The organism is Bacillus sp. WMMC1349 (genome assembly GCF_013155385.1).
In the GTDB taxonomy this organism is placed as follows: domain Bacteria; phylum Bacillota; class Bacilli; order Bacillales; family Bacillaceae; genus Bacillus.
In genome coordinates, this window is record NZ_JABJUQ010000007.1 from 496,938 (window position 1) to 521,092 (window position 24,155).

Here is a 24,155-nt window from a genome sequence, read left to right on the forward strand (position 1 = left end):
TGTTTTCAAATCATAGTGATTGATAGGTCTTCTTAGACATGTTATAAAATCTATACTTACCGCTTCTGCACTGGTATCCGCACGTTTTGAATAAAATAATAATATAAAATTGCAATTATTTCCGTTTCGTGATATGATGAAGAGGAATTATTTTTGTTCGGTGTAAAGGATAGTATGAATATTGACTTTTCGTCTTGATGATACTTTGGGCAAGGATAGTAATACAATGTGTGTAACGCACTAGGAGGCAACAAAAATGGAACAAGGTACAGTTAAATGGTTTAATGCAGAAAAAGGTTTTGGCTTTATCGAACGTGAAAATGGAGACGATGTATTCGTACACTTCTCTGCAATCCAAACTGATGGATTCAAATCTTTAGACGAAGGTCAAAAAGTAACGTTTGACGTTGAGCAAGGTCCTCGTGGAGCTCAAGCTGCTAACGTTCAAAAAGGTGCTTAATCTTAAATCGTTTAAAAAAACAGGCTCATATAGGGCCTGTTTTTTTATGTTCTCTGAATAATTCCAATAAAAAACCCTACTCAACGTTCGAGCAGGGTGATGGCAGAAGGTAATAGAAAAAGATTTAAAGCTTCAAAGGTTTGTTTACAGTATAACATACTGGATTGACAATATGCGGAATATATATAAATAATTTATTTTTCTTTTCTTTTCTTTTTGAATACACAACTACATTATCAGCCCGTTAATTTAAGTACAAGTCTTCACGATCTAAACTCCTACAAACCATTATCAATCAGCTAAGATCTTTTCTTGTTCCAAATGCTTGGTAGCGTTATTTGGAACCTATTCAAAAAACATTTGCGAAATCAAAAAAATAGCCAACAAATGTGTCGTGTACCATCCGCCCAAAGGGTCACGCTAGACGAAGCACCATAAAATAAATTCTGATACTCTCTTTCCTTTTGAATCCACCACATCAGATGAAATTCATGAATATCCAATTAATACCATGAGTAAACAAAAAGGATCATCCTTTTTATCGTTGACCATATATTTAGATGGATAAACAATTACTATTCACTGTTGCAGCGGATATAAGAAATGATTAAACTCAGATGAGATTGATTGTTTTTTTTGTAATTAATCACTTCTTCAATCCTTACGGCTCCTTGTGCCAGTGTGAATCAGGATTAAATAAAATTTCAAATGTTCGTAGAAGAAAGTGAAATAATAAAAATGAATTAGTTTGTAGGAATAACAAAAGAGGTTAATGTTCTAAAAGCAGTTGAAGAAGTTAAACACCTTTGAAATGATTTACTTTTAATTATAATATTCCTGAAGAATATTTTTTAGACTGCAATACATGATCTATCATTAACTTAACAGAAACTTTTTATTTGATTTTCAGTGATTCCTTTAATGACTTCCAGTTCACTAATCAAAAATTTATATGCATGATCCAACATTTTTTTTTCACTTGCATTAAGTGCTTTTTCTTTCTTCATACGCATTAAATCACGTACAACTTCAGCGCTTTCTTGTATTTCACCCGTTTTTATTTTGTTCGTGTTTACTTTAAACCTTTGTTTCCACGGCAGTAATTTATCTGATTCTCCATGCTGAAAAATGTGTATAATATGTTTTAATGCAAGTATATCAGTAACTGGTCGTATACGTAAACTCGATATTTTACACGTTGGAATCATAACTTGCATATTACTGATTGACATTTTTATGACATAATACTGTTGTTTTTCCCCTAAGAATTCTTTTTCTTCTATGGCTTCAATTATACCTGCTCCGTGCATTGGATAAAAAACGTTATCGCCAATTTGAAACATATAATCCACCTCCATAAATGGTAACCTTCTTAAGGTTACCACATATCGATTTTTTTATCAAATATTTAATAATAACATGGTCATATTTTCAGTGTCAATACTTTTTTAAAAAAATAAATCAAGCAAAAATAACATCAAATAATAGGGAACGTGTCGTAATTCTAATAAACGAAAGGTCTGTGTATATCCTGAAACCTCGACTAATTTTTTCGGCGTTCTTTTCTAACCTCATTTGGAAGTTGTATCATCAGAATAAAATTGAAAGTATAGCAATTACTCTTTGAAAAGGATAAACTATAACTATATAAAATTTAACAAAGGTGGTAATTTAAAGTGGTTATATTTGCTTCTAAAGCCTTTCAAATGTTGGGGATTATCGGTTTTATGATAGCTTTTATGTGGCAAATGTCAGTAGGCTGGTTCATAGGATTTTTCTTTACCGGTCTTTTCTACATGATGTTAGTAAAAGAAGATAAACAAAAAAAATATACTTTTTTCGTGGGAGCGATATCCTTCTTGTATTCATTTTATTGTTTATTTACTCAGGTTTTATAATTCTTTCATGTCATTTCAATTTAAAACAGGCATAGACTGTTAAACCTCTTTAGGAACATCCATGACATTGCATGTAGCTACCCGCATAAGCTATACCTAAGCAGATCGTTTCCGCCTTTTTTGATTTTGTGAATAATAACTAAATATCAAAAAGGAAGAGGTCTTTTAAAGTTAACCTCTTCTGTTTTTCCTTTTAGTTAGTGAATGATAATTCCTGTTTATAAGAGACAGATGACAATTTACATGGCCTGATGATAGAATTCGCCATTCAATAAAAGGCATAAAAAAGTGAAGGATTATTCCTCCAAAACAAACAGTTAAAAGGGTTCCAATACCGATAGGACCTTTAAATAAAAAGGCTAATAATAAGAAAAGAGCATATACCGATGTTCTTGAAAATAGGATCGTTTTTTTAAAAATATCTCGGATAATGAGTGTTAAATGATCAATTGGAGTGGATGCAAATTTCGTCTGAAGATACATTGCTGTTCCAAGACCAATGAACACCAAACCGATTCCGAAACAAGTGAGCTTGCTTAACCACATGTTTGGCTCCATGACATGATGAAAGGAAAACATCCATAGATCAATGCTTATCCCAGTAATGAAGGCTGTAATCAAGCCCAACAAAATAGGTTTTTTTCTCGTTAATATAGAATTAAAGATTAACAGGATAACAGAAATAAGGACCTCCCAACTACCTACGGTAAGACCGACTTCTTCGGAAAGACCAACCAAAAGGGCATCAAAGGGAGATGTACCTAGTCCTGATTTTATTGTTAAGGAAATGCCTAAACTTAATATGAGTATACCTAATCCGTAATAAACATACTTCATTTTATCATCAAGATATGTGGGATGCCGTCTTCCATAAATTCTTGTGAAGAAGTCTGATAGCCTAGTTTTTTATAAAAGCCTGCTGCTTGTGTTTGCCCATGCAGCTTAAAGTTAGTCATTCCTTTTTCTATCATAATTTTTTCTAACTCTCCTATGATGACTTTTCCCAATCCGTACTTACGGTAAGGTTTGAGGACGCAAATTCTTTCCAGTTTTCCTGTGTTGTCAACGATACGTACACGACCAGTGCCAACAGGCTGATTTTCATGATATACCAAGATATGCTGGCATTGTTCATTAAGCGTATCAAATTGATCAAACTCATCAGACTCAGGTACATTTTGTTCCTCAATGAAGACTGTTTTTCTAATACTGAGAGCTTCATGTAAATCAGATTCAGTTGTCATTCTTTTTATATTCATGATTGATCAATCCTTTCCTTTTTTTAAAAAAATATTGCAAATGCAACAAAATTAAGGTATGTTAAATGTACGTCATTTTTGTTGTATTTGCAACAAAAAGTTGTATTGTACCTTGTCAGAGAAAAATACAGCGCTGTGTATACGAGAATAAAACCTGGGAGATCCTTTTTTAATGTTGAGGAGGCATATTTAAATGAAAAAGTTTGTTATTGCAGATGATTTTTGGGGTTTATTTCCTAATGCAAGAATTGGTATTGTTGTTTGTAAGGGGATAGATAACTCTATAAAAGATACAAATAAATATAAAGATATTATAGAGCATTCAAAAAAGGAAGCCTTACAATATTTACAGAATGAAGAATTTAGCAGTAACGAAGTAATCAAAGTATGGAGAGAGGCATTTCAAAAGTTTAAAACCAAAAAAGGTGCAAGGTCATCTATTGAGGCATTACTAAAACGGGTGGATAAAGGAAACCATATAGGGACCATTAATCCATTGGTTGATATTTACAATTCTATTTCTTTAAAATATGCATTGCCTTGTGGCGGTGAAGATATAGACACTTTCAATGGTGATATTCGATTGACTAAAGCAATTGGAAATGAAGATTTTGTTACATTAGGGACGGATAAAAATGAACCCCCATATGAAGGTGAAATCGTATATAAAGATGCTAGTGGTGCAATCTGCAGGTGCTGGAATTGGCGTGAATCAGTAAGAACAATGCTTACTGAAAATACAAAAAATGCTTTTTTGTGTATTGAATTAGTTGATGAGAAACGAGTAAATGAGTTTGAGAATGCTTTAAAAGACTTAGCATCATCAGTACAAGATCACTTAGGGGGAACATGTAACATTTCAATTCTTGATATGAACAATAAAGAAATATCAATCAGGTAATCGTCTGATTGCATACAAGTCTCTAAACTGGATCATAATAGATTCAGTTTGGAGACTTTTTTGTTTAGTTGGTGGTCTATTTTACGACATGATCAATGATAAGATCCACTGGAATCGGTGTGAATTTGCTTAGCCTAATCACATTTAAAGTAAACCACGCATTTATGGACAGTTATTGCAAACTCAACAAAATTAGGGTAAGTTTTATATATGAATTTTATTGCATTTACAACAAATATATGTACATGGGGATGTTAATGATGAAGGAAATTCTTCGTGAAATTGGTATGATCGCAAGGGCATTAGATTCTATCAGCAATATTGAATTTAAAGAACATGATCTTACAAAAGGGCAGTATTTGTACCTTGTCCGAATATGTGAACACCCTGGCATCATTCAAGAAAAGTTAGCTGAGATGATTAAAGTAGACCGAACAACTGCAGCTCGTGCGATCAAAAAACTCGAAATGAAGGGCTTTATCGAAAGAAAAGATGATGAACAAAACAAAAAAATAAAAAAACTGTTTTCAACCCAAAAAGGAAAAAAGGTATTTCCTTTTATAAAAAGAGAAAATGATCATTCGAACAGTGTCGCATTAAAGGGATTTTCCGAAAGAGAAGCGGAAACCATGTTTAATCTTCTTCAAAGAGTAAGGGAAAATATAGAAAAAGACTGGGAATCTGTAAAAAAGGGAAACAAAAGAAAATATTGATGTTATAAAGGAGCGACATATGACAATAAAATTAAAAAAGTGTACGCTTGAAGATTTGCGCAAACTTCAAGACATTAGTTATGAAACATTTAAAGAGACATTTAAGCATCAAAATTCACCCGAAAGTATAAATGCCTATTTAGAAAAGGCATTTAACTTAAAACAATTAGAAAGAGAATTATCAGATGCTTTTTCACAATTCTTTTTTGTTTATTTTGATCATGAAGTCGTTGGCTATTTAAAGGTCAACACTAATGATGCTCAGTCTGAAAAAATGGGTGATGAATTACTTGAAATCGAGAGGATTTACATAAAAAATAAATTTCAAAAACATGGGCTTGGTAAGTCTCTCCTAAATAAAGCTGTGGAAATTGCGCAGGAGCATAATAAAAAGAAAATTTGGCTAGGTGTATGGGAAAAAAACGAGAATGCGATTGCTTTTTATAAGAAAACGGGTTTTATCCAAACTGGAGCCCACTCTTTTTATCTGGGTGATGAAGAACAAATCGATTACATCATGACAAAAACTCTGATCTAGAAAAGGAGGATGACGATGTCTATTCCAAAATATTTTAAGGTCGCAAATGTTGGATTTTGTTCAAAAAAACTCTCTTGGCACGATCGTTACAACAGAAAAAGGGAAACCAATTGCCATTGGGATTAAATAAACAAGGTGATGATTACTATATTAGCGGGCATATCGGTATGGAAATTCTCAGTGGAGAACATTTGAAACGTGTGAAGATGTACTTGTTATGTTTCAGGGACCGCACGCTTACATTTCTTCATGGTATGGGCATGAAGAAGTTCCAACACGGAATTATCAAGCGGTCCTGTAGATGGGAAAGTAAGTATTTTAGAGAAAGAAGAATTAATAGAAGAGTTAAAAAGTATGATGGAAAAATACGAAGAACATCGAGAAAATCCAATTTCATGCGAGAAACTTTCTCTCTCTCCTCATCTCTTACAAAGTGAACTAAAAGGTATAGTTGGATTTAAGATTAAGGTGGGAGAAATTCAGCCTGCATATAAATTAATCAGAATCGAAATGAAACGGATTATCTTAACATCATTGATCAATTAGAAAATGAAGGAAATCCAAATGCAAAACAAATGGCATTACTGATGGAAAACAGACTAAAAAAATATAAGCTGATCATCACTGAAGAGCCACGCCAGAAGCCCCACTAAAAACGTCTAGTGTTCCTAAAACTGTCATACGAGTGAAAGAATCCACTTGTCAATAACAAGTATAGGACGTGTAAAGGATATTGATTAATAGATTAGAATCTGTTCAGTGGATGCTTGAAACAACGGGGCTTGTGTTTTCATAAAAACTGCAAAAATTCTAAGTTTATCGGACGCATACTAGACAAGGAGCTGTCTAAAAAGTCCTTTTTCACATAAATCAGGGGGAATTGCGAGACTCCTGCGGAAACAGCGAGGCAGGTGAGACCCAAGAGGAGCAAGGAACGAGCTCCGGGGAGGCTCGTGGATCGCCCGCGGAAAGCGAGCAAATTCCCCAATTTTTATTCATCCACACGACTTTCAGGACAGCCCCTTTTGTTATTTCGTTTCATTTATTTTTTTAACCAGCTGTGTTCTAATTTCATTTAATCGTTGATCTACAGATACTTGCGGAATTTTATAGCCAATGAAAAAAGGAGAAGCGATAAATCTGGGCACGATTTTGCAAATGATTTTTAAGTTAGTGTGATAAAAAAACATATTATAGCTAGAACATTTTTGGTTAAAATCATGTAAAACATATTGTACTGTTTTTTGAATATAGTCGGCGAGTTTATCGGTGTGCTCTAAAGTATCGCTGATGATAATATTAAACTCTGTAAAGCCTATAATTGGGTTGGTTGACAAGTTAAGTTCTATTTCAGACGGCTTCTCTATTACCTTTATTCCTTGAAAATGTTCGGGTAAGAGTTCTTTCATATAATCAACTTGCTTTAGCCCGACAATTTGCATGTGCGCATGTTTAATGCTTCCTCCGGAAAACGGACCATAATTTTTATACAAAATCACACTTTTATAGCAATCTTGGGCCTCCATGTTTAGCCATTTTTCTAAACTGAAGCGGATGAGTTTTCTCATTTTCGCTTTACGATATACAGCGATGTCTTCATTACAATGATCCGTCTCAATAATGAGCGTTTGATACGTGTTTTGTATCGTTGGGTATTTATTCTCCAGCCAAATCATTTCCTCATCCGTTTCCAAAATGCCTGTTAATTGATCACGCTCACAAAAAGGGCAGGCACTTTGCCTATTGATGATCGTCTCTGGTTTTTTTTCACCGATATCACTTGAAAAATACAGTTTGTGCATATTCAGCTAACGCTCCTTTGAATAACCATTACTCAATATCTTTGAATATTCTAAACGAATGAAAAATAGTATGCAATATTTTTTATATGCTGTTTACCTCTTTACGCAATCAAGGGTTTTAGTATCTTTGGGATGTTGTTTTGATAAAAAATATCAAATTGTCGATGCTTCTGGTTCGAATAAATTCACACAAACAGAACATTTGTTCTCGTTTTTGTTTTATAATTGATGAAGAGATATCTCTTTATGAAGTGAGGAGGGATATTTTTCAAATGGATGAAAAACGTATATTAAGGTCTTTTTTTGAAGAAAATCGAGACAAACTAGAAGAACCTATCATTGCGCTTTTTTTAAAGAAAAAAGAGAATTTTTCTTTACTAAAAAACGTAATAAATAACCCTACTTATGAAAATAAAGAAGAGTTGGATCAAGCTTTTAGAAATCATTATTACAATGTAAAAGTCATCAATTATGTGAGCAAGTTAATTCATTTTTACTCAATTGATTATGATAAAAGAATTTCGGCAGACAAAAAAAGGACTCCAATATATTTTGAAGCAACTGAAAATCCGGAAAAACTTTATTATAATCTTCAATCAGATCATAAAACTGAAAAGATTTTTGAAGAGACACAAACAGCACTTGAAGAGATGATAACGAATCAGAGCTTATATCATGCTCTTCAGACACTCAATAAAACTCAAAAAAAAGTAATTGAATTAATATATTTAAACGAATTAAGGAACAAAGAAATAGCTAATATTTTAAACTTATCAGAACAGATGGTTTCTTATTATCATCGTACCGCCTTGAGAAAGTTAAAATCGAAAATAAATTTGGGGTGTGATTAAAGTGAATAAATGTAATGAACTAACATATGATGAGGTTATTGACAAATTTTTACCAAAAATAAAAAAGAGTCTAAAAAACACATCTATTCAGGAAAGGGAGGACTTAGAGCAGGAGATTAAAATAAAGATTTTCGAAAAATTAAAAGTGTTAACAGAAATTAAAGCACCAGGTTTCTTTGAATTTTTAGATAAGAAATAAAGGAACTGTCAAAAAATCCTTTAGGGGGAATTGTGAGAACTTGCAATCACCGCGGAAAGCGAGCAAATTCCCCGATTTTTATTCATGTATACTACTTTCAAGATATCTCTAACCTTAACAACCTTTCATTTTCCTTTAAGGGTTTAAACAATCGAACAAGCTAGAAAAAACGGACTAGATCTAGGTGGGAATTTTCGGAGTAAACGCTTAACCATATACAGGTACGCTTGATATGGTAATGTTGTTTGAAAGATTGTCAATGATGGAAAAGTAAGAATGAGATTAGATTATGACCAGAAAAGGTTAATTTTCGTAAACCGCTATCCCGTTTAAGGGTTACGAATGTACAGTTCAATCTTTTTAAACGATTGATAAGGGGAATCTTGATGAGTTTATTTGATGAATGTATTAAAGCTATTGGTGAGGATGTAAATGTTTTATCAGATATTAATAAAAAACAAGTATTAAATGATTTTGAAAGGTTTTTTCCATTTACTGATTGGGGGTGTATAGAATGGGAGAAAATATCTAATCATGCTAAAGTATATACAGTTGATGAAATAATTATTTTTTTAAAGCGACACAGTAATCAATACAGTCATGTTGTTTATATGATTTGGGACGAAAGGACATTAGGCTTAAATATAGAACCGTAGGAATCTACGGGGATAGCTTGGTCAATAAGAGAAACCTCTGTTGGCAAAGAAATACGTCAACAAGTACGCTCTGTTCCCAAGAATCTCCCACTTCAATCAGATCGCAAGGTCGATAAGTGGGGGTAGTTCAATTTTATGGCGTTTTCAAGTTTCAATCATCCTTAAGTAAAGAAGCTGCCCGAAAAGAGGAAAGGTGTCCAATAGTCAACAGATTGACTATTGGACAGTTTTTTTAACAACCCATCGCGATCATTTTTGCTGCAAAAGCTGCGATGACTCTATCTGTGCCAGCATCATCTGTTGTGCTGGCACAGTTTCTTAGATTTTGGTCACAGGAACAACGAGCAGGATAATCCTCATGCTCCCCGTAACACTCATCATGAGCTTTACAGCATCTATCTAGAGCATTTACTGGTGTTCCACTTCCGCAATTCTCTCCGCACCATTTGTATTTAATCAATGGGTTCCAAGGAAGACCATTATATCTAAATTGACAACAAGTACCCGAACCGTCTAATCGAAAACATAAAACGGTAGCCTGTGTTTTGAACAGTTTGTTCTCCTCTGATTTTTGAATCGCGTCTGTTGGAATTTGATCAATTTCTTCAGGAAGAGTGAGTTCTCGCTCTGAAATAAGTGCATTGTATTCACCAATAAACTCTCCCCCATCATATGTTACTACTCTCATCGTATTCTGTGCTTCATTTGCTTGCTTTGTTAAAGATATGACTCTTATTAAAGTACTTTCATTATTTTTTTCAACGGACTTACTTTTTAGGATATGGAAATACAACTGCGGGTGAAACTTAATATACATACTAAGTTGGGTGACAATTAGTTGTTCAGCTTCATCACCTGCGTAATAATTAATTTCAAATGCTCGAGTGTCCTTGAAAGCTGCTTCATCAAATGAAAAATAGTCTTTAGTCTCCTCTAGAACAGGCAGCAGTACAGGTGATTTTAATCTCTTTTGAAATTCAGCTTTCTCCAACATGATTTCTTTGGATATGATATTCACTTCACATCTTCCTCTCAGTCGTTTTGAGATCCTACATGATTAAAAAGAGAAAATGGTTTTAAAAAATCAAACCAATTTGTTGAAAAAATACTTTTGTTTTTGGCCACTTTACATTCTCTTTAAAAAACATAAGGTTAAGGGAATCCCTTTCACAGGCTTTAATAAAAATAAATAAGAAATTAGGGGGATTAGTCATGAGCTGTTTAGAAAAATCGATTAACGAATACCACCAATTGAAAATTGATTTACTCAAAGTGGTGAAGCGGTTAGACACATGTCCTTATGACGGGCAGAAGGGAATGTATCAAGACATCGCTAGATGCTATAGCAATGAAGTGAAAGAACTGCAAAAAGTGCTTTGTAGAAAATATCATCTGAAGTTTTGTTACGACAGAAATGAAGATGAGGGCAAGTCACAGCAGTGAGTAGATACTTAGGTGGGATGATTTTAAATCTTGTTGATTATGAATCGCGACCGGGTGTTCTTTTCGATTTACCTTTTGTTAATTGGTTGTTGTTGCACTTGTATAGGAGTAGTGGAACAAAGGGTGTCGGTGGAATCAAGTTTCCCGCTAAGATACTCATTTTAGAATTGCAGCAAGAATCAGCCAAAACATGTTTTAACATCCAGAAGACAAGCTCACTTTCTATAGATAAGAAAGGAGAGTAAATGTAAAATGAGTATGCTAGAGTTAGAACAAATACTATCACAAATTGGAAATTTTGGGTTTCCTTTAATATTAGCCATCTATCTGTTATTTAGATTTGAGAAAAAGATAGAGAAGTTAACTGAAGTGATTTCAAAGTTGGAAAGCAATATAAAAGATCTCAAAAAATAATTGTCTTTTTTAACGTTCCTCCTGTGGAAATAGGAGCATTCCTGTAATGAAGAAATTTGAGAGTTGAACAAAAAAAGAGCCCCTTGGTATCATACGAGGTGTCCAAAGCTTCGAAGCAAAAATGGACCCTTAATTTAAGTAACCAAGGAGGACTCAATAATGAATTATACACAAAATCATAAAATCTCTCAAATTACACCTTTAACTCTTATTGTTGGCATTGATATTGCCAAGGATAAACATGTAGCACGTGCACAAGATGACCGAGGTATCGAGTTCGGAAAACGCTTGATTTTTGAAAATCGAAAACATGGCTTTCAAAAATTAGTGACTTGGGCGGAAAGTCTTCGAAAAGAAAATGGCAAGAATCACGTCATTCTTGGCGTAGAGCCGACTGGTCATTACTGGTTTAGCCTCGCTTATTTTTTGGTAGAAAAAGGGTACGATTTTGTCATGGTAAATCCAATGCATGTAAAGAAAAGTAAAGAACTAGATGACAATTCCCCTACCAAGAATGATACAAAGGATGCTCGAGTAATAGGGCAGTTGATTAAGGATGGGCGATACTCCGTACCAAACCTCTTAGATGGCGTTTATGCCGAATTAAGAGAAGGCGTCAAATTACGAGATCAGCTCACAAAGCAACTGATGACCACAGAAGGTCGCATCCAAAATCATATACAACGCTACTTCCCTGAATTCTTTGATGTGTTTAGAGATTGGGAAGGAAAAGCAGCTTTTTGTACGTTGCGTATGTTTCCATTTCCGTCTCAAATTAAAGAAATGTCAGCGGAAGAGGTGCTTAAGAAATGGAAACCATTTGTTCAACGAGGAGTGGGAATAAAACGAGCGAGGAAGCTAGTAGAAGCTGCGAAGAAGAGTATTGGTATTCAAATTGGTATTCAGTTTGCCCAGCGTGAACTAGATTATTTACTCGACCAATATGAGCTTTATAAGCAACAGTTAGCACAGTTAGACAAAGAGCTAGAAGCTCTAGTAGAAACACTTCCAGGAGCCAAACAAATGATGGAGATACCAGGATTAGGATCTACGACAATCGCTCTGTTTTTTTCAGAGGTAGGTGACATGACAAAATATAGTCATCCCCAACAGCTAGTAAATTTAGCAGGTCTCTCTTTACGAGAACATAGCTCTGGTAAATTCAAGGGTCAAACACGAATTACGAAAAGAGGACGAAGTCGTTTGCGACGAGCTTTATATTTGGCTATTCGCCCATTAGTCGCTCATAATCCGACGTTTAAAGCATTGCATCAATACTATACAATGCGATCTGAAAAGCCATTGAAAAAGCAACAATCACTCATTGCCTTGTGTTGTAAGTTACTACGTGTATTATTTGTCATTGGGCAAAAACAATGTCAGTTTGATGGTTCTAAACTATTAAGAGGATTGCCTCGAACCCAAGAATTACAGGTTGTTTAAAGTCTTTAGAAATACACTCTAAAGACCAACAATTTCTCATACAAACACCAATAGTGCAGAGTTGGAGCTTATTTTCACCATTCGGGCTTTAGACCCAGCATAGGAGCATTTCCAACCTCCACCTCATGGATACGCAGGACGAAGGAAAGTATGGATACGATCCGGAGAGATATGGGAGGGTTAGCGACCGTGATTTGTGTGGAGAATTCCTAGCACGGTTATACACTTGTTTTCCAAACTAATCCAGTTTGGTAGATAGGATGGCTTATTCCTTGTAAATATTTTATATATATTAAAAAGATATCCAGTAATATTGGTGTGTCAACTATATGGTGGTTATGAAATAGTGAGAATGCATGAGTATTTGGAAGAAAAACGAACTTTATTGAGGGAGGTTTTTTTGTCGTGGATAAAGGATTGACATAATATAAAGACTCCATTATAGTTTAGTTAAGTAAACTAAACTATAAAACAATAATGAGGGAGTCATCATGAAGTCAATTTTAAAAAATAAGCGTTTTTTATTTATTTTAGGGTCAGAATGCTTTGCTGTTTTAAGCTTTTCCATATTTGTGTTAGCCATATCCTGGTATATGGTTGATGGTTTAAATCATCCGCAATATATGGGGCTTGTCATGGCTGCTGCAGCACTTCCAAGAATGTTCACAATGATAATCGGAGGTATTCTAGCAGATCGCATTCAAAAATCTAAAATCCTGTTTGGTACGAGTTTAGGGAAAGTTATTTTACTGGGGATTCTTCTTTGGGTATATATGAATGGAGAGTTAACATTTTCAGTTATTCTGATTCTTTCTTTTTTTATCGGAAGTTTAGATGGTCTCTTTTTTCCTGCTCTTTCATCGCTTATACCATCTTTGGTGAACAAAAAGGATCTGCAACTGGCTAATACATTGATCCATAGTTCTCAAGAGTTGCTTTTTTTAATTGGACCTGTTTTAGCAGGGGTTCTGATTAATTATTATTCTTTTGCTGCCACATTTGCGGTATGTGTGATTACGATGTCGGTTAATATGTGTTTAGTGTTTCCTGCATTTGTTCGAGATGAAAAACCATCGCCTTCAGAAAAAAAACTAACCTTTTTAAAGGAATTTGTTGAAGGCTACCATTATATACGGAAGTCATCCATTTACACAGTAGGTATAGCGATTATTATTGTCTTGAATTTCTTTGTTTTGGGACCGATTTTTTTGAGTCTGCCGATATTGGCTAAGGAAACGGGAGGAAGTGCACTTGACTTAAGTTTCTTAGAAGCAGGCTTTTCTATTGGTTCGCTTTCAGCTACAATGATATTGTTAATATTTAGTGTCAATAAACATCGTGGAAGATTGATTTTGCTATTTTTACTCTCTACAGTTATTTTTCTTGGCATCTTTAGTCAAATGCCTTCCATGTGGGGTTTAGTACTAATTGTCATGCTGATAGGCTTTTTTAGTTTTATGACTTTTATCCCGGCAGATGTTATGATTCAAGAACATACAGAACCTCAGTTGATGGGTAGAGTCATGGCGATCGTTTTCATAGCACAAACAGCTTTTGACCCAATTTCTCAGACGCTTTTCTCCTCCCTGATGACAATAGGTTTTTCTGTTCGAACATTACTTTTTATTTTTGCAGCAGTGGGATTGGGATTGACCATTCTAATTGTTGCGAAGGCTAAGCAATGGACGAACAAACAATCTGTATTAAATAGGGGGGGTTAAACAATTGAAATCCGATTATTTACGAGTAGTAAAACAATTAAATGAAGCGATTGATGAATTTGCTGTGTTAACTTCGAAAGAATCCGTTAAAGTGGATGAATTTAATTTAACTTGGCAACAAGAACTGATTTTATCGCATATTGCAAAACACGAGAATATCACAGCTCATGAAATTGCAAAGTCATTTGATATTAGTAAAAGTGCTGTGAGTCAAGTTCTCACAAAGCTTCAGCAAAAAAAAATGATTACAAAACTGGTGAATCCATCAAATAAAAGAGAGTCCTTTATTAAACTGGATGAGAACGGTCAGAAATTTATTACATTAATTGAAGAACTGGATGTAAAGCTTATTGAAAACTATTATTCTAAAATTGACATATCTGAATTCATTCAAATGACAGACACAATGAAAAAAATAAATAAACTGATAAAAAGTGAAAAAACAGAATAAGCCATGATTAGCCGATAGCCAAAATGATGAATATCACACCAATTGAAACTCCTCTTATAGAAATGGGAAAGCTTTAAACGGCGAATGTTAAATAAAGAAGAGGAACAGCTTAAAATCGAAAGTAGGAGCAAACATGACAAAACAAAGTATTATTTTTTTTGATATAGATGGAACATTACTTAACCATGATAAAAAATTACCTTCCTTGACAAAGCAGTCAATTTTTAAACTGAAGGAGCTTGGACATAAAGTAGCGATTGCAACTGGACGTGCTCCTTTTATGTTTGAAGATTTACGAAAAGAATTAGAAATAGATACCTATGTCAGTTATAACGGACAATATGTCGTTTTGGATGGCAAAGTCCTTTTGACTTATCCATTAAATATGATGTCTCTGGAAAAACTGACGGCGGATGCCTTAATTAAAGATCATCCTATCGTTTATATGGATCATGAAGATATGAAAGCGAATGTATTAAAACATCAATTTATTGAAGAGAGCATTCGTTCATTGAAAATTGACCGCTTCCCTACACATGATCCGCATTATTATAAAGGACGGGAACTGTATCAGGCTCTTTTATTTTGTCGCGAAGGGGAAGAAACAGCTTACCGACAGTCTTTTCAAGATTTTGATTTTGTAAGGTGGCATCCTGTCTCAGTTGATGTCATTCCAACAGGCGGGTCAAAAGCTAAGGGGATCAATAAAATCGTTGAGAAACTGAGTTTTCCTCGCGAACGTGTTTATGCATTTGGTGATGGACTGAATGATAAAGAAATGCTCTTAACGGTAGAGAATAGCGTGGCAATGGGGAATGGAGAAGAAGAAATAAAAAAAGTTGCAAAATATGTAACGAAATCAGTTGAAGACGATGGGATTTACCATGGTTTACAGATGGTTGGTCTTTTATAATAATTCATTTCTAGAAGTTGATCCAAAATATTGATTTTGAAAAATAGATTAGCGTTGTTTGTCGATTCCCAACGTTTCCAGTTCGAAATCCGCCAACTGAGTTATGATTCTCACTGATAAGTAGGATGCAGAGGTTTGAGAACACAGGGTTGAAGTATGATGAAGGTGAAAATTTAAAAGCTGGCGGCAATCGCCAGCTCTGTTCACGAAAAGAAGTTTTCAATTTTGTTAAGCTAATAATCTTTCAGGGGTATGAAAATCGTTTACTGATGATGTAATCATTCTACCAGCAATGTTATGAGTGTCAGATGGGGCAGTGAAATGAATCGAGATCGCTAAAAATGCAGCTAGAGAAACGAAAGCGCCCATTCCTAATAAAATTTTATTTTTCATTGAAGACAACTCCCCTTTTGATTTGATTTCTTGCCTGAATGGCTTTGCGGTAAAATTGGATTGATTGCTCAAGGTTACCAATTTCATTATAATACTCAGCTGCGTCTAAAGCCAACTCTTCAATATCAACATATAACTCTTTATTTTTAAGATATTTGAATTCCTCATCTATAGAATCATGATCAAAATATATTTTTTTCAAAATGTGAAGCAATGTTTCATAGATTTTATCATGTAGTTTTAGACTGCTCTTTATCCCTTGTGTATAAAGGTTGAGTGCTTCATCGCGTTTTTCCTGTTTTATGCAAACATACATCAGTTGGAATTGAGCTTTAGGGACATATGAGGAATTTTCTTTTTTAAATATAGATAAAGATTTTTGTATATGTTCATATGATTTGGAAAACTCTTTTAAATAAAAATAACAGTTTCCTAAATTGAAATAAGCGGATGCTAACAAATGGTTCTTTTTTGTTTGTTGAGCTTTATTTAATGATGTTTTCAAGGTTTTTAATGCATCATCATATTTGTAAGTATCAACATGGTTTCCGGCTATGACAAAGTAGCAATATATTTCTTTCTCTAGTAAAGTTTCGTGGGCTTTGAATGTATCGAGTGCCATCGTTGCGTAATTGATCGATATATAATTCTGTCTGAGGTGATAATAAATTTCAGCTAGTTTATAATAAAATTCAGCTTTTTCTTCTTCGCTATCAACGAATGTTAATTTCTTTTCAGCAATTTTGTAACAGGTTATGGCTGTGTTGAAATGATGTTGTTTAAATTCATACATACCTTTAAAAAACCAATAATAGTATTGAATCATTTCGTCAACCTGGGTATTTTCCATGTCATCTTTTTTTGCTTCAATTTTCGATAATGAATCAGACATGTCTATTGCTTTGTTAGGTTTCAAATCTTTCAACATCAGATTGTGACGGAAATCAATTAAAGAGTAATACAACAATACGGTTTGATCTTCTTCCATATCCGTAAGCTGTTGTTTTATTTCAGCCTTAATGAATTCCGCGTCTGTTACTTTGTTTGTGCGTATTAAAGAATACCATTCATTCAGCTTGATTGCTACATCCTCCGCTGGGATTTTTTGCTTCATGATGAATACCCCTTCCATCATTAACTCTCTATTCCATATATGTTATCTTACCACACTACTTTAATTTGGAAAATTAAAAATTTTAAGCTTTCGGTATCCCGCAATAAATATTAAGTTTGCCATTTAGTGATTCGTAATCTTTTAAAAGATCAAGTAGATTTTAATGTGAAATAGAAGTAATTTGACCCAATGTCATGTAGAGTAATTTTCAGCCAATTTTAGACAAGGGGGGAAATTTGTTTAAAATATTGGTTGTTATATCTATATATCGACTTTCTATGAAAAGATATACTGTGGGAAAAGGTGTGTTGTTCGTTATGGTCTGGTAAAAAAAATAAGGCTTGTAGTTTATTTACAAGTAATATAAATCTAATTATAATGAACTCGTAATTTTATATCGTTTTCATATTCTTGTAAAATTTCAAGAAGGGAAGGTATAACACTTATGGATCCATTTTTAGAAAAGTTGAACCTTATTAGCCATAAGATGAAGCAGCATAAAAATGAATTAAGAACCATTCTCATGGAAATAAGTACGAGTGAAAGTGCGGATTATGAAATTTGTTCTAGTATTGACGTTCTGGAACAAGCAGCAAGGGAACTACAATATATGAAAAGAGACACAGTTCAAAAAGCAGCCATTTTTCACCCAACAAACTCGATTCTTTATTCTTATGTCTTATATGCCATTATTCCAAGGTTTTACTGTAAGTCTATTTCCTTAAGACCTTCCACCTCATCACAGTCTCCCACCATGAAAATTCACAATTTTTTCAAAAAATATACAAATTTTAATATTGAAATCGAACCTATAGGTTATGCAGATTTTAAAAAGAAAACGTCTGATGTAGAGGTTGTTGTGTTTACAGGTAATTACTATAATGGTCTATCTGTTCAAAAAGATTACCCTAACGCGCTCTTTATCTTTTTTGGCTCTGGATTAAACCCTTTTGTTATAGGAGCTGAAGCTGATATGGAATATACTGCTGCAAAAGCAGTAGAAGCGAGATTATTTAATTCTGGTCAGGACTGCATGTGTCCAGATTTACTTTTTGTTCATAGAAGTCAGAAAAAAAGATTCATTAAATGCCTTCTGCAACGGTTAAAAGAAATACAGGCAAGCGGTCGAATGAGCGACAAAATCAGAAACAGCAATTATCAAGAGCTGGTGCTGCAAACTGAAATATATCTTAACGATTATGAAGATAGAATTGTTTATGGCGGCCAAGTAGATGTAACAAAGAACTGGATTGAACCATCTGTTTTAGTTTCCGACATCAAAGATATGCCGCGTTGTGAAGAACATTTTGCACCAATATTTAATATCGTCTCCTATGAAAATGCCTTTGAAGTGCTTGATTGGCTCACAGATACAAACCAATTAGAATCATCATTTGGTGTATCCATTTTTGGACAGGCCGATTTAGCTGAAAAATTAAAAAAACATTATACAGTTTCTCTTAATCAAACCCTGTTTGATATTGAAAATGGTCATCAGCCTTTTGGAGGCTACGGTCCCAAAGCGAGTTATGTGAAATATAAAGACCGCTTGGAGAGCAGACCAATTTTAATTTCTAAAGAAGTCAACCGTGTTTTTCATCAATATCCAATCAGGGTTTATTAAAAAGGGGGAGCTGTTTTTGTTTGCATCAATATGGGATCTTTACTCTTATTTATTAAAAAAATCAAATGTACAAAAGGTTTTTGCAATGGTCGGTGAAGGTGAAGGTCTACTAGAAGCCGCACACTTGGCCAAATTGGATGTGTATACAGCAAAAGATCAAAGAATTGCAGCTAGTATGGCGATGGGGTATGCCCAAGTTTCAGGTGAACCCGTTATCTATGTTGCAAGCCCTGGTCCAGGACTTGTTAATGGATTAACGGCTGTCTTAGAGTCATTTTCTGCTTGTGTTCCTATTATCATCATTTCTTCAGGGACAGCGAGAACGGCTGTTGGTACAGGTGCTTTTCAAGAACTCAATAGTGTCGAGCTGATGAAATCGATCACAAAATGGCAGTATCGAGTAGAGCATGAAGATCAAGCTGAGTGGGCACTAAAAAGAGCGATGTATTTGGCTGTCAATGGCAAGCCTGGACCTGTTTATTTAGAAATACCAAATGATTTGGAACAACAGCATTATAAAAAGCCCTCTTCTTTACTTCAGAAAGAGGCGGTTACGATATGCCCGCATCGTGAGCAAATCCGCTTAACAGCGGATGCTCTTGCCAAGTCAAAGCGGCCTGTTTTCATCGCTGGAGGTGGTTGTCAACATTCTCCTTCATTTGGTCCATCACTTTTATCATTGGCTGAAAAATTTCAGGCAGCTGTGTTTACAACAGCTTCTGGTAGAGGAATTGTGAATGAACATCATCCACATGTATTTGGTAATATAGGTCTTTATGGATTGCCTGAAGCTAAGGAGCTGTTAAGGGAAGGCGATCTGTTTATCGCTTTTGGAACACAGCTTGAAGAAACAGCTTTAATGGGTTGGAAAGATATTGCTGATCAACATGTATTGATACACATTGATCGTGATTACACAAGTTTGAGAAAGTCCGTTGAAGAAGATGTGAGCATCTTAGGTGACGTTTCAATCGTTGTGCAGGACTTGTTGTTGTATGAAGCCAAGGGGGAGTGGAAGCGACATGAATGGCTAGAAAAACAGAAATCGGTTAAAGATCAACTGATTAACAAGTGGACAAACGCTGATTTTTCAGAACAACCTGTTAGAGCAACTTTTCAAATGATCTCAGAAACTGTTGAAGAACACGACATTTTGGTTCAAGATAACGGTCTTCATGATATGTGGGGCTATTCCTATCCTATTTTTATTAATCAATCGGGAAGGACGCTTGTTCCAGGGGAGCAAACAGCATTAGGAGTGCCAATGGGTGCAGGCATTGGAGCAAAATTGGCTCAACCTGACTCAACGATTATGACGTTTATCGGTGATGGATCATTTGAAATGGGGAAAGGTGCATTAGATACTGCGTATGAGCTCGGGATTGGGATGATTTATCTCATTATTAATAATGGCGGTTATGCATGGCCGCGATTGAATCAACAAAAAATGAAAGTTTCCATTGGTTGTGATTTTAGAGAAGATCATCAATGGCGTCACGAGATTCAATCTCTCCAAGGTGCTTTTTTCTCTCCAACAAATAAGACAGACTTAAAAAACGCCATTTGTGCAGCGAGAGCACTAAGTAAACAAGGCAAATTGTCTTTAATTGAAATCTGCACGGATTGGAAAAAAGATATTCCATATACGGTCCAGCAGGAATATGGGGTGGTAGTAGATGATGAAACACCAAAACAAAGTCAGTGTTGGTCATAAAGATGTGACAGAGACCCTTGTCAATCTATTGGACAAATTTGTTCACTTAATGGAAGTTAACCATGTAAAGCGAGAAGATGCTGTTGCTCTTTCAGTCAGAAATCCATTGCTTTTTTATGCAGCCTATAAAGGGTGCAAACAATTAGGTATTATTCCCATTGTGATGGGTGAGATGAAAGATCCGCAAAAAGAGCTTGCAAGAATCCGAGTACCGTTGTTTTGTTATGAGTTAGATTTGGACTTTTGCCTTGAACGTTATGAAGATATTGAACAGGCACCTATTCCAGAAGATGCTGGAGCGATTGTTAGAACAACAGGATCAGTTACAGGGATGCCTAAATTTGTTGTCTGGTCTAATAAAGGGATCGAGTATCAAAGTGAACAAACTGTTAAAACGCTTGGCTTTACAGAGAAGGATGTTTTGTTTGCAGCTGTTCCCTTGTGGGGGGCGTATGGCATCAGTCTCGTGAATATCATTGAAAAATGCGGAATGGATCTCGTGATTCCAGAGCATTTACGACCGCGATATGTTTTGCGATTAATCAAAGAAAGCGGAGCTACTTTGTTTGAGGGAACGCCTTCATTTTACAAAATCATGCTTGAGCATTTCAGTAAAAATGCAGGTGAGCGAAACACAGTCTCCAATATGCGTAGCTGGGGTTGCGGTGGGGAAATTCTACCTGAGACGGTGGCGAGAAAATGGTTTGAGATAGTCAAACAACCAATTCTCGATGGCTATGGATTATCAGAGGCCGGACCAAATGTTGCGTTGAATACATGTGATGAATATTGTATAGGGACGGTGGGCAAGCCGTTAAAAGGGATCGAATTGAGGCTGAATGATAAGAGAGAACTGCTTGTTAGGAGTCCCAGCAATATGATAGGTTACTATTCATCAAATTCAGCAGAAAACCCTATTGATGCTCAGGGTTGGCTGAATACTGGAGATTTAGCAGAGATCAATGAGGATGGCTACGTAAAAATTATTGGTCGGACTAAAAATATTATCGTGATTAAAGAAAAAAATATTAGTCCTGAATACATTGAACAAAAACTGCGTCACTATCAAGACATTCAAGATGTTGCTGTTGTGGGTGTTCGCAATGAAAACAATGGGATGCGGCTTGCTGCCGTATTCATAAGCGAGAATCATCAGAATATCAATCTGAAACACGTCAAACGTTACGCACAGGAACATTTAGAAAAAGACCAAGTTCCTTTTTATTATAAACAAGTCGATGAGTTTCCGATGCTGGCTAATGGGAAAATTGACCGAGTTGCTTTGGGGAAATTGTGTTTTACACAAAAAGCAAAGGTTGTGAATAGATCATGAAAGAATCGTCTGTTGTTTTACTTGGTATTGAAATGACCGTGAAAAAGGGGATTTCTAGCTATCGATGGCTCACAAAAAATGAAGTACCTATGAAGAGAGAACCTTTTCCATATCAAAAAAGCAAATTTAATGATGAGACTGTTGAACCGTTATGTGAAGGACTGTACCAAATCATCACAGAGCTATCCCAGCAAGGTATTGTCCAGCAAAACGATGATATCGGTTTATTTGTCAATGTTTCAAATGCCATTTGGCCTGATATTGAGAGATACGCACATGCTTTGGAAAAAGGGAAAAAAGCTGTCAGACCCCATATGACGATTTCTTTTGAGAACAGCCTTCCAACTGCCCAAGCATCCATACAGCTCGGTCTTAATGGACCTTCGACAACATTTGCAGACCACTGTGGCAAGATGTATAGCATTGGTTTAGCTCATAATGTTTTAGTTGATCGGCTAGCCGATTTTATGCTTGTGGCAGAAATGTATCGAGAGCCGGTCACTAATGGTGATGACAATGGATTTACGGGGCGGATTACAATTGCTGCCTTAGCAGCTCCGCTCCAAAGCCAAGCCTATCAACCTCTGTTTGAAATAAAGAACTGGGAATGGATAAACGAACAAACTGAACAGATGAATTTTAGTGAATGGATTCAGCAATACGCTGACAGTAATCAAGGTCAAGAAGTGATTCGTTTAACATAAAAGCAGTGGGAGGCTATCAATATGAATAGGGTTGGTATTAGTGGAATAGGACTTGTTTCCCCATTCGGTCTTGGAATGGATGTGTTTGAAACGGGTTTATACTCAGGCGAATGTGCGATGTCACCTATTACCCGGTTTGATGCGAGTCCATATAGGTGCCAAATAGGCGGTGAAGTGAAAGGTAATGTAACAAATTCGAAAGACAGCATGGCAAAACAATTTTTAGCTTTTGCCATGGAAGAAGCTGCAGAGGGTGCTGGTTTGAGCAAAGAAAAGTTAGAAAATCACAGGATGGGTCTCATTTTACCAGTTGTAACAGGACCAGGGAATAACACGCTTGAACATGATGCGGCAGAATGGATCATCGACCCTGAACTCAATCTCCCATCTTCATTGTTTCATAGAAGTCACATCATCAGACCGACGTCCGCCTGCGCTTCAATCGGTACAGCTCTGTCCATTGGCTACAGTATGATCCGCCATGGTCAGTTAGACATTGTTGTTATCGCGCGTGCAGAGGTGTTTAATCAATATGACTTTGCTTCACTTGACATTGTGAGAGCCATTACAAAAACTGAAGCAAAGCCCTTTGATGTCAAGAGGAACGGCATCACAATTGGTGAAGGGGCAGGCGTGCTGATCTTAGAGTCAGCGGCTAGTTTTGCAAAACGGCAACAACAGCCGCTTGCATGGCTTGATGGGGCTAGCTGTGCAACAGGGGGCGAAAAGCAAAACATGATTGAGCTTGATAAAGGAAAGGTTGTCCATTCAATTCAAACAGCGCTACAAATGGCTGGCATTGAAAAACCTGATTATATACACGCGCATGCAACAGGTACGCCTCAAGGTGATGCAATCGAATCAGAAGCTTTGGTGGAAACCATTCAAGCTGGAAGCAGTATACCTGTCAGCTCTCATAAAGGAGCGTGTGGTCATTTATTGCGCTGTTCAGGTTTTTTAGGCACAGCTGCTGCATTATTGGCATTGAGACTGCAATGCATTCCGCCCACAACCGGCTTGGATGAACTTGATCCAAAAATTACAGCAAATATTGTGAAAGAGAAGGAATGGACAAATGTCTCAAGTGTTCTTGTCAATAATTTTGGTTTTTGCGGCAATTATGCATCCTTTATCATACAGCAGCCTACATCACAATGGAAAGGAGGCTCCTCTATTTGACTGATAACATTGAGGCGGTTTTGCCTCACAGACACCCGTTTTTGTTCATCACTGAGGTAAAGAAGACAGTTGACAGTATAAAAGTGGAAGGAGCGTATCAAATAAGTCATGACAATATGTATGTAGTCAATATGAATGGAGAAAAGCATTTTCCTAGTCTACTTGTTGTCGAAAGTCTTGCTCAATTAAGTGCTTTTGCAGAGGAAGGCCAAGACAATGCTGACTTACAAGAATTGGTTTTTTTAACCGGTTTGCAAGACATGCAATTTCTTAAACCGATTTACGCAGGAGATCTTGTGAAGCTAAAAGTAGAAATCATCAGAAGGCGGAGAGGTCTAACACTAATAGAAGGGACTGCTAGTGTAAATGGAGATATTGTTGTAAGAGGGAAGATCAAAACAAAACGTAGCTAGTGTTATTGAAAGGTGGAGT

The 24,155-nt window shown here is 35.7% G+C and carries 27 protein-coding genes and 1 pseudogene; 21 read left to right on the forward strand and 7 right to left on the reverse strand.

The features are described 5' to 3' along the window. Positions 1-256 precede the first annotated feature (256 nt). Complete coding sequence (gene cspC / locus HOO54_RS05075) at positions 257-460, forward strand: cold shock protein CspC (protein ID WP_172291924.1); 204 nt, start codon at positions 257-259, stop codon at positions 458-460. Between the two features lie 881 nt (positions 461-1,341). On the opposite strand, the gene HOO54_RS05080 is transcribed toward cspC, so the two are convergent. Then, positions 1,342-1,803: a CarD family transcriptional regulator gene (locus tag HOO54_RS05080; protein WP_172291982.1), complete on the reverse strand. Its 462-nt coding sequence runs from the start codon at positions 1,801-1,803 to the stop codon at positions 1,342-1,344. Positions 1,804-2,136: 333 nt separating this feature from the next. Between HOO54_RS05080 and HOO54_RS05085 the strand changes: the two genes are divergently transcribed. Then, the gene (locus tag HOO54_RS05085) at positions 2,137-2,358 is read left to right on the forward strand and encodes a hypothetical protein (protein WP_172291922.1); all 222 of its coding nucleotides are present in this window, start codon (positions 2,137-2,139) and stop codon (positions 2,356-2,358) included. 171 nt (positions 2,359-2,529) lie between these two features. On the opposite strand, the gene HOO54_RS05090 is transcribed toward HOO54_RS05085, so the two are convergent. Next, positions 2,530-3,195 (reverse strand): YczE/YyaS/YitT family protein, encoded by a 666-nt coding sequence (locus HOO54_RS05090; protein ID WP_172291920.1) that lies wholly within the window; start codon positions 3,193-3,195, stop codon positions 2,530-2,532. Further along, positions 3,192-3,617: a GNAT family N-acetyltransferase gene (locus HOO54_RS05095; RefSeq protein WP_172291918.1), complete on the reverse strand. Its 426-nt coding sequence runs from the start codon at positions 3,615-3,617 to the stop codon at positions 3,192-3,194. The genes HOO54_RS05090 and HOO54_RS05095 overlap by 4 nt, the downstream gene beginning before the upstream one ends. Positions 3,618-3,810: 193 nt before the next feature. Between HOO54_RS05095 and HOO54_RS05100 the strand changes: the two genes are divergently transcribed. The 4 genes and pseudogenes from HOO54_RS05100 to HOO54_RS05115 all read left to right on the forward strand — a co-directional run bounded on the left by HOO54_RS05100 (position 3,811) and on the right by HOO54_RS05115 (position 6,422). Beyond that, positions 3,811-4,518: a B3/B4 domain-containing protein gene (locus HOO54_RS05100; RefSeq protein ID WP_172291916.1), complete on the forward strand. Its 708-nt coding sequence runs from the start codon at positions 3,811-3,813 to the stop codon at positions 4,516-4,518. Between the two features lie 260 nt (positions 4,519-4,778). Next, positions 4,779-5,231, forward strand: a complete 453-nt coding sequence (locus tag HOO54_RS05105) for a MarR family winged helix-turn-helix transcriptional regulator (protein WP_172291980.1) — start codon at positions 4,779-4,781, stop codon at positions 5,229-5,231. Positions 5,232-5,250: 19 nt separating this feature from the next. Further along, positions 5,251-5,769 carry a spermidine/spermine N(1)-acetyltransferase gene (paiA, locus tag HOO54_RS05110; RefSeq protein ID WP_172291914.1) on the forward strand — a complete coding sequence of 173 codons (519 nt, stop codon included), beginning with the start codon at positions 5,251-5,253 and terminating at the stop codon, positions 5,767-5,769. A gap of 15 nt (positions 5,770-5,784) precedes the next feature. Beyond that, a pseudogene (locus HOO54_RS05115) lies at positions 5,785-6,422 on the forward strand (FMN-binding negative transcriptional regulator). A gap of 375 nt (positions 6,423-6,797) precedes the next feature. On the opposite strand, the gene HOO54_RS05120 reads toward HOO54_RS05115, so the two are convergent. Continuing rightward, on the reverse strand, positions 6,798-7,577 hold the full coding sequence (locus HOO54_RS05120) for a DUF4931 domain-containing protein (protein WP_172291978.1): 780 nt from the start codon (positions 7,575-7,577) through the stop codon (positions 6,798-6,800). Positions 7,578-7,843: 266 nt separating this feature from the next. On the opposite strand from HOO54_RS05120, the gene HOO54_RS05125 reads away from it, so the two are divergent. From HOO54_RS05125 to HOO54_RS05135, 3 genes are all read left to right on the forward strand, one after another. After that, positions 7,844-8,422 (forward strand): sigma-70 family RNA polymerase sigma factor, encoded by a 579-nt coding sequence (locus HOO54_RS05125; protein WP_172291912.1) that lies wholly within the window; start codon positions 7,844-7,846, stop codon positions 8,420-8,422. Then, complete coding sequence (locus HOO54_RS05130; protein WP_375335792.1) at positions 8,415-8,621, forward strand: hypothetical protein; 207 nt, start codon at positions 8,415-8,417, stop codon at positions 8,619-8,621. Before HOO54_RS05125 ends, HOO54_RS05130 begins: the two co-directional genes overlap by 8 nt. 386 nt (positions 8,622-9,007) lie before the next feature. Then, positions 9,008-9,277: a CDI toxin immunity protein gene (locus tag HOO54_RS05135; RefSeq protein ID WP_172291910.1), complete on the forward strand. Its 270-nt coding sequence runs from the start codon at positions 9,008-9,010 to the stop codon at positions 9,275-9,277. Positions 9,278-9,509: 232 nt separating this feature from the next. Here HOO54_RS05135 and HOO54_RS24880 read toward each other — a convergent pair whose 3' ends face one another. Next, positions 9,510-10,295, reverse strand: a complete 786-nt coding sequence (locus tag HOO54_RS24880; RefSeq protein ID WP_172291908.1) for a phospholipase A2 family protein — start codon at positions 10,293-10,295, stop codon at positions 9,510-9,512. 194 nt (positions 10,296-10,489) lie between these two features. Here HOO54_RS24880 and HOO54_RS05145 point away from each other — a divergent pair, with 194 nt between their 5' ends. The 6 genes from HOO54_RS05145 to HOO54_RS05170 all read left to right on the forward strand — a co-directional run bounded on the left by HOO54_RS05145 (position 10,490) and on the right by HOO54_RS05170 (position 15,662). Beyond that, positions 10,490-10,720: a hypothetical protein gene (locus HOO54_RS05145; RefSeq protein WP_172291906.1), complete on the forward strand. Its 231-nt coding sequence runs from the start codon at positions 10,490-10,492 to the stop codon at positions 10,718-10,720. A 252-nt stretch (positions 10,721-10,972) separates the two neighbouring features. After that, positions 10,973-11,134, forward strand: a complete 162-nt coding sequence (locus HOO54_RS05150; protein WP_172291904.1) for a YvrJ family protein — start codon at positions 10,973-10,975, stop codon at positions 11,132-11,134. Between the two features lie 159 nt (positions 11,135-11,293). Continuing rightward, a complete protein-coding gene (locus HOO54_RS05155; RefSeq protein ID WP_172291902.1) occupies positions 11,294-12,577 on the forward strand; it encodes an IS110 family RNA-guided transposase in 1,284 nt (427 codons plus the stop codon). Between the two features lie 491 nt (positions 12,578-13,068). Continuing rightward, the gene (locus HOO54_RS05160; protein WP_172293102.1) at positions 13,069-14,298 is read left to right on the forward strand and encodes an MFS transporter; all 1,230 of its coding nucleotides are present in this window, start codon (positions 13,069-13,071) and stop codon (positions 14,296-14,298) included. 4 nt (positions 14,299-14,302) lie between these two features. Then, positions 14,303-14,749 carry a MarR family winged helix-turn-helix transcriptional regulator gene (locus tag HOO54_RS05165; protein ID WP_172293104.1) on the forward strand — a complete coding sequence of 149 codons (447 nt, stop codon included), beginning with the start codon at positions 14,303-14,305 and terminating at the stop codon, positions 14,747-14,749. 133 nt (positions 14,750-14,882) lie between these two features. Beyond that, a complete protein-coding gene (locus HOO54_RS05170; RefSeq protein ID WP_172293106.1) occupies positions 14,883-15,662 on the forward strand; it encodes a Cof-type HAD-IIB family hydrolase in 780 nt (259 codons plus the stop codon). 228 nt (positions 15,663-15,890) lie between these two features. On the opposite strand, the gene HOO54_RS05175 is transcribed toward HOO54_RS05170, so the two are convergent. Further along, on the reverse strand, positions 15,891-16,055 hold the full coding sequence (locus HOO54_RS05175; protein WP_172293108.1) for a hypothetical protein: 165 nt from the start codon (positions 16,053-16,055) through the stop codon (positions 15,891-15,893). Further along, positions 16,045-17,169, reverse strand: a complete 1,125-nt coding sequence (locus HOO54_RS05180; RefSeq protein ID WP_172293110.1) for a Rap family tetratricopeptide repeat protein — start codon at positions 17,167-17,169, stop codon at positions 16,045-16,047. Before HOO54_RS05180 ends, HOO54_RS05175 begins: the two co-directional genes overlap by 11 nt. A gap of 445 nt (positions 17,170-17,614) precedes the next feature. On the opposite strand from HOO54_RS05180, the gene HOO54_RS05185 reads away from it, so the two are divergent. Genes HOO54_RS05185 through HOO54_RS05210 form a run of 6 tightly spaced genes read left to right on the forward strand, consistent with a single transcriptional unit; the run spans position 17,615 to position 24,136 of the window. Continuing rightward, positions 17,615-18,793 (forward strand): aldehyde dehydrogenase family protein, encoded by a 1,179-nt coding sequence (locus HOO54_RS05185; protein WP_172293111.1) that lies wholly within the window; start codon positions 17,615-17,617, stop codon positions 18,791-18,793. A gap of 16 nt (positions 18,794-18,809) precedes the next feature. Further along, positions 18,810-20,507, forward strand: a complete 1,698-nt coding sequence (locus HOO54_RS05190; protein ID WP_172293113.1) for a thiamine pyrophosphate-binding protein — start codon at positions 18,810-18,812, stop codon at positions 20,505-20,507. Beyond that, positions 20,470-21,840, forward strand: coding sequence for a class I adenylate-forming enzyme family protein (locus HOO54_RS05195; RefSeq protein ID WP_172293115.1), 1,371 nt, complete (start codon positions 20,470-20,472; stop codon positions 21,838-21,840). The genes HOO54_RS05190 and HOO54_RS05195 overlap by 38 nt, the downstream gene beginning before the upstream one ends. After that, complete coding sequence (locus HOO54_RS05200; RefSeq protein WP_216664712.1) at positions 21,837-22,544, forward strand: hypothetical protein; 708 nt, start codon at positions 21,837-21,839, stop codon at positions 22,542-22,544. Before HOO54_RS05195 ends, HOO54_RS05200 begins: the two co-directional genes overlap by 4 nt. A 21-nt stretch (positions 22,545-22,565) precedes the next feature. After that, positions 22,566-23,723 (forward strand): beta-ketoacyl synthase N-terminal-like domain-containing protein, encoded by a 1,158-nt coding sequence (locus tag HOO54_RS05205; RefSeq protein ID WP_172293117.1) that lies wholly within the window; start codon positions 22,566-22,568, stop codon positions 23,721-23,723. Then, positions 23,720-24,136, forward strand: a complete 417-nt coding sequence (locus HOO54_RS05210; protein WP_172293119.1) for a 3-hydroxyacyl-ACP dehydratase FabZ family protein — start codon at positions 23,720-23,722, stop codon at positions 24,134-24,136. Before HOO54_RS05205 ends, HOO54_RS05210 begins: the two co-directional genes overlap by 4 nt. Positions 24,137-24,155 lie beyond the last annotated feature (19 nt).

Bases quoted from the DNA above. Each gene is read 5' to 3' on its own strand.
- cspC (WP_172291924.1), top strand. From the start codon at position 257: ATGGAACAAGGTACAGTTAAATGGTTTAATGCAGAAAAAGGTTTTGGC.
- HOO54_RS05080 (WP_172291982.1), bottom strand. From the start codon at position 1,803: ATGTTTCAAATTGGCGATAACGTTTTTTATCCAATGCACGGAGCAGGT.
- HOO54_RS05090 (WP_172291920.1), bottom strand. From the start codon at position 3,195: ATGAAGTATGTTTATTACGGATTAGGTATACTCATATTAAGTTTAGGC.
- HOO54_RS05095 (WP_172291918.1), bottom strand. From the start codon at position 3,617: ATGAATATAAAAAGAATGACAACTGAATCTGATTTACATGAAGCTCTC.
- HOO54_RS05100 (WP_172291916.1), top strand. From the start codon at position 3,811: ATGAAAAAGTTTGTTATTGCAGATGATTTTTGGGGTTTATTTCCTAAT.
- HOO54_RS05105 (WP_172291980.1), top strand. From the start codon at position 4,779: ATGAAGGAAATTCTTCGTGAAATTGGTATGATCGCAAGGGCATTAGAT.
- paiA (WP_172291914.1), top strand. From the start codon at position 5,251: ATGACAATAAAATTAAAAAAGTGTACGCTTGAAGATTTGCGCAAACTT.
- HOO54_RS05125 (WP_172291912.1), top strand. From the start codon at position 7,844: ATGGATGAAAAACGTATATTAAGGTCTTTTTTTGAAGAAAATCGAGAC.
- HOO54_RS05135 (WP_172291910.1), top strand. From the start codon at position 9,008: ATGAGTTTATTTGATGAATGTATTAAAGCTATTGGTGAGGATGTAAAT.
- HOO54_RS05145 (WP_172291906.1), top strand. From the start codon at position 10,490: ATGAGCTGTTTAGAAAAATCGATTAACGAATACCACCAATTGAAAATT.
- HOO54_RS05150 (WP_172291904.1), top strand. From the start codon at position 10,973: ATGAGTATGCTAGAGTTAGAACAAATACTATCACAAATTGGAAATTTT.
- HOO54_RS05155 (WP_172291902.1), top strand. From the start codon at position 11,294: ATGAATTATACACAAAATCATAAAATCTCTCAAATTACACCTTTAACT.
- HOO54_RS05160 (WP_172293102.1), top strand. From the start codon at position 13,069: ATGAAGTCAATTTTAAAAAATAAGCGTTTTTTATTTATTTTAGGGTCA.
- HOO54_RS05170 (WP_172293106.1), top strand. From the start codon at position 14,883: ATGACAAAACAAAGTATTATTTTTTTTGATATAGATGGAACATTACTT.
- HOO54_RS05175 (WP_172293108.1), bottom strand. From the start codon at position 16,055: ATGAAAAATAAAATTTTATTAGGAATGGGCGCTTTCGTTTCTCTAGCT.
- HOO54_RS05180 (WP_172293110.1), bottom strand. From the start codon at position 17,169: ATGAAGCAAAAAATCCCAGCGGAGGATGTAGCAATCAAGCTGAATGAA.
- HOO54_RS05185 (WP_172293111.1), top strand. From the start codon at position 17,615: ATGGATCCATTTTTAGAAAAGTTGAACCTTATTAGCCATAAGATGAAG.
- HOO54_RS05195 (WP_172293115.1), top strand. From the start codon at position 20,470: ATGATGAAACACCAAAACAAAGTCAGTGTTGGTCATAAAGATGTGACA.
- HOO54_RS05200 (WP_216664712.1), top strand. From the start codon at position 21,837: ATGAAAGAATCGTCTGTTGTTTTACTTGGTATTGAAATGACCGTGAAA.
- HOO54_RS05205 (WP_172293117.1), top strand. From the start codon at position 22,566: ATGAATAGGGTTGGTATTAGTGGAATAGGACTTGTTTCCCCATTCGGT.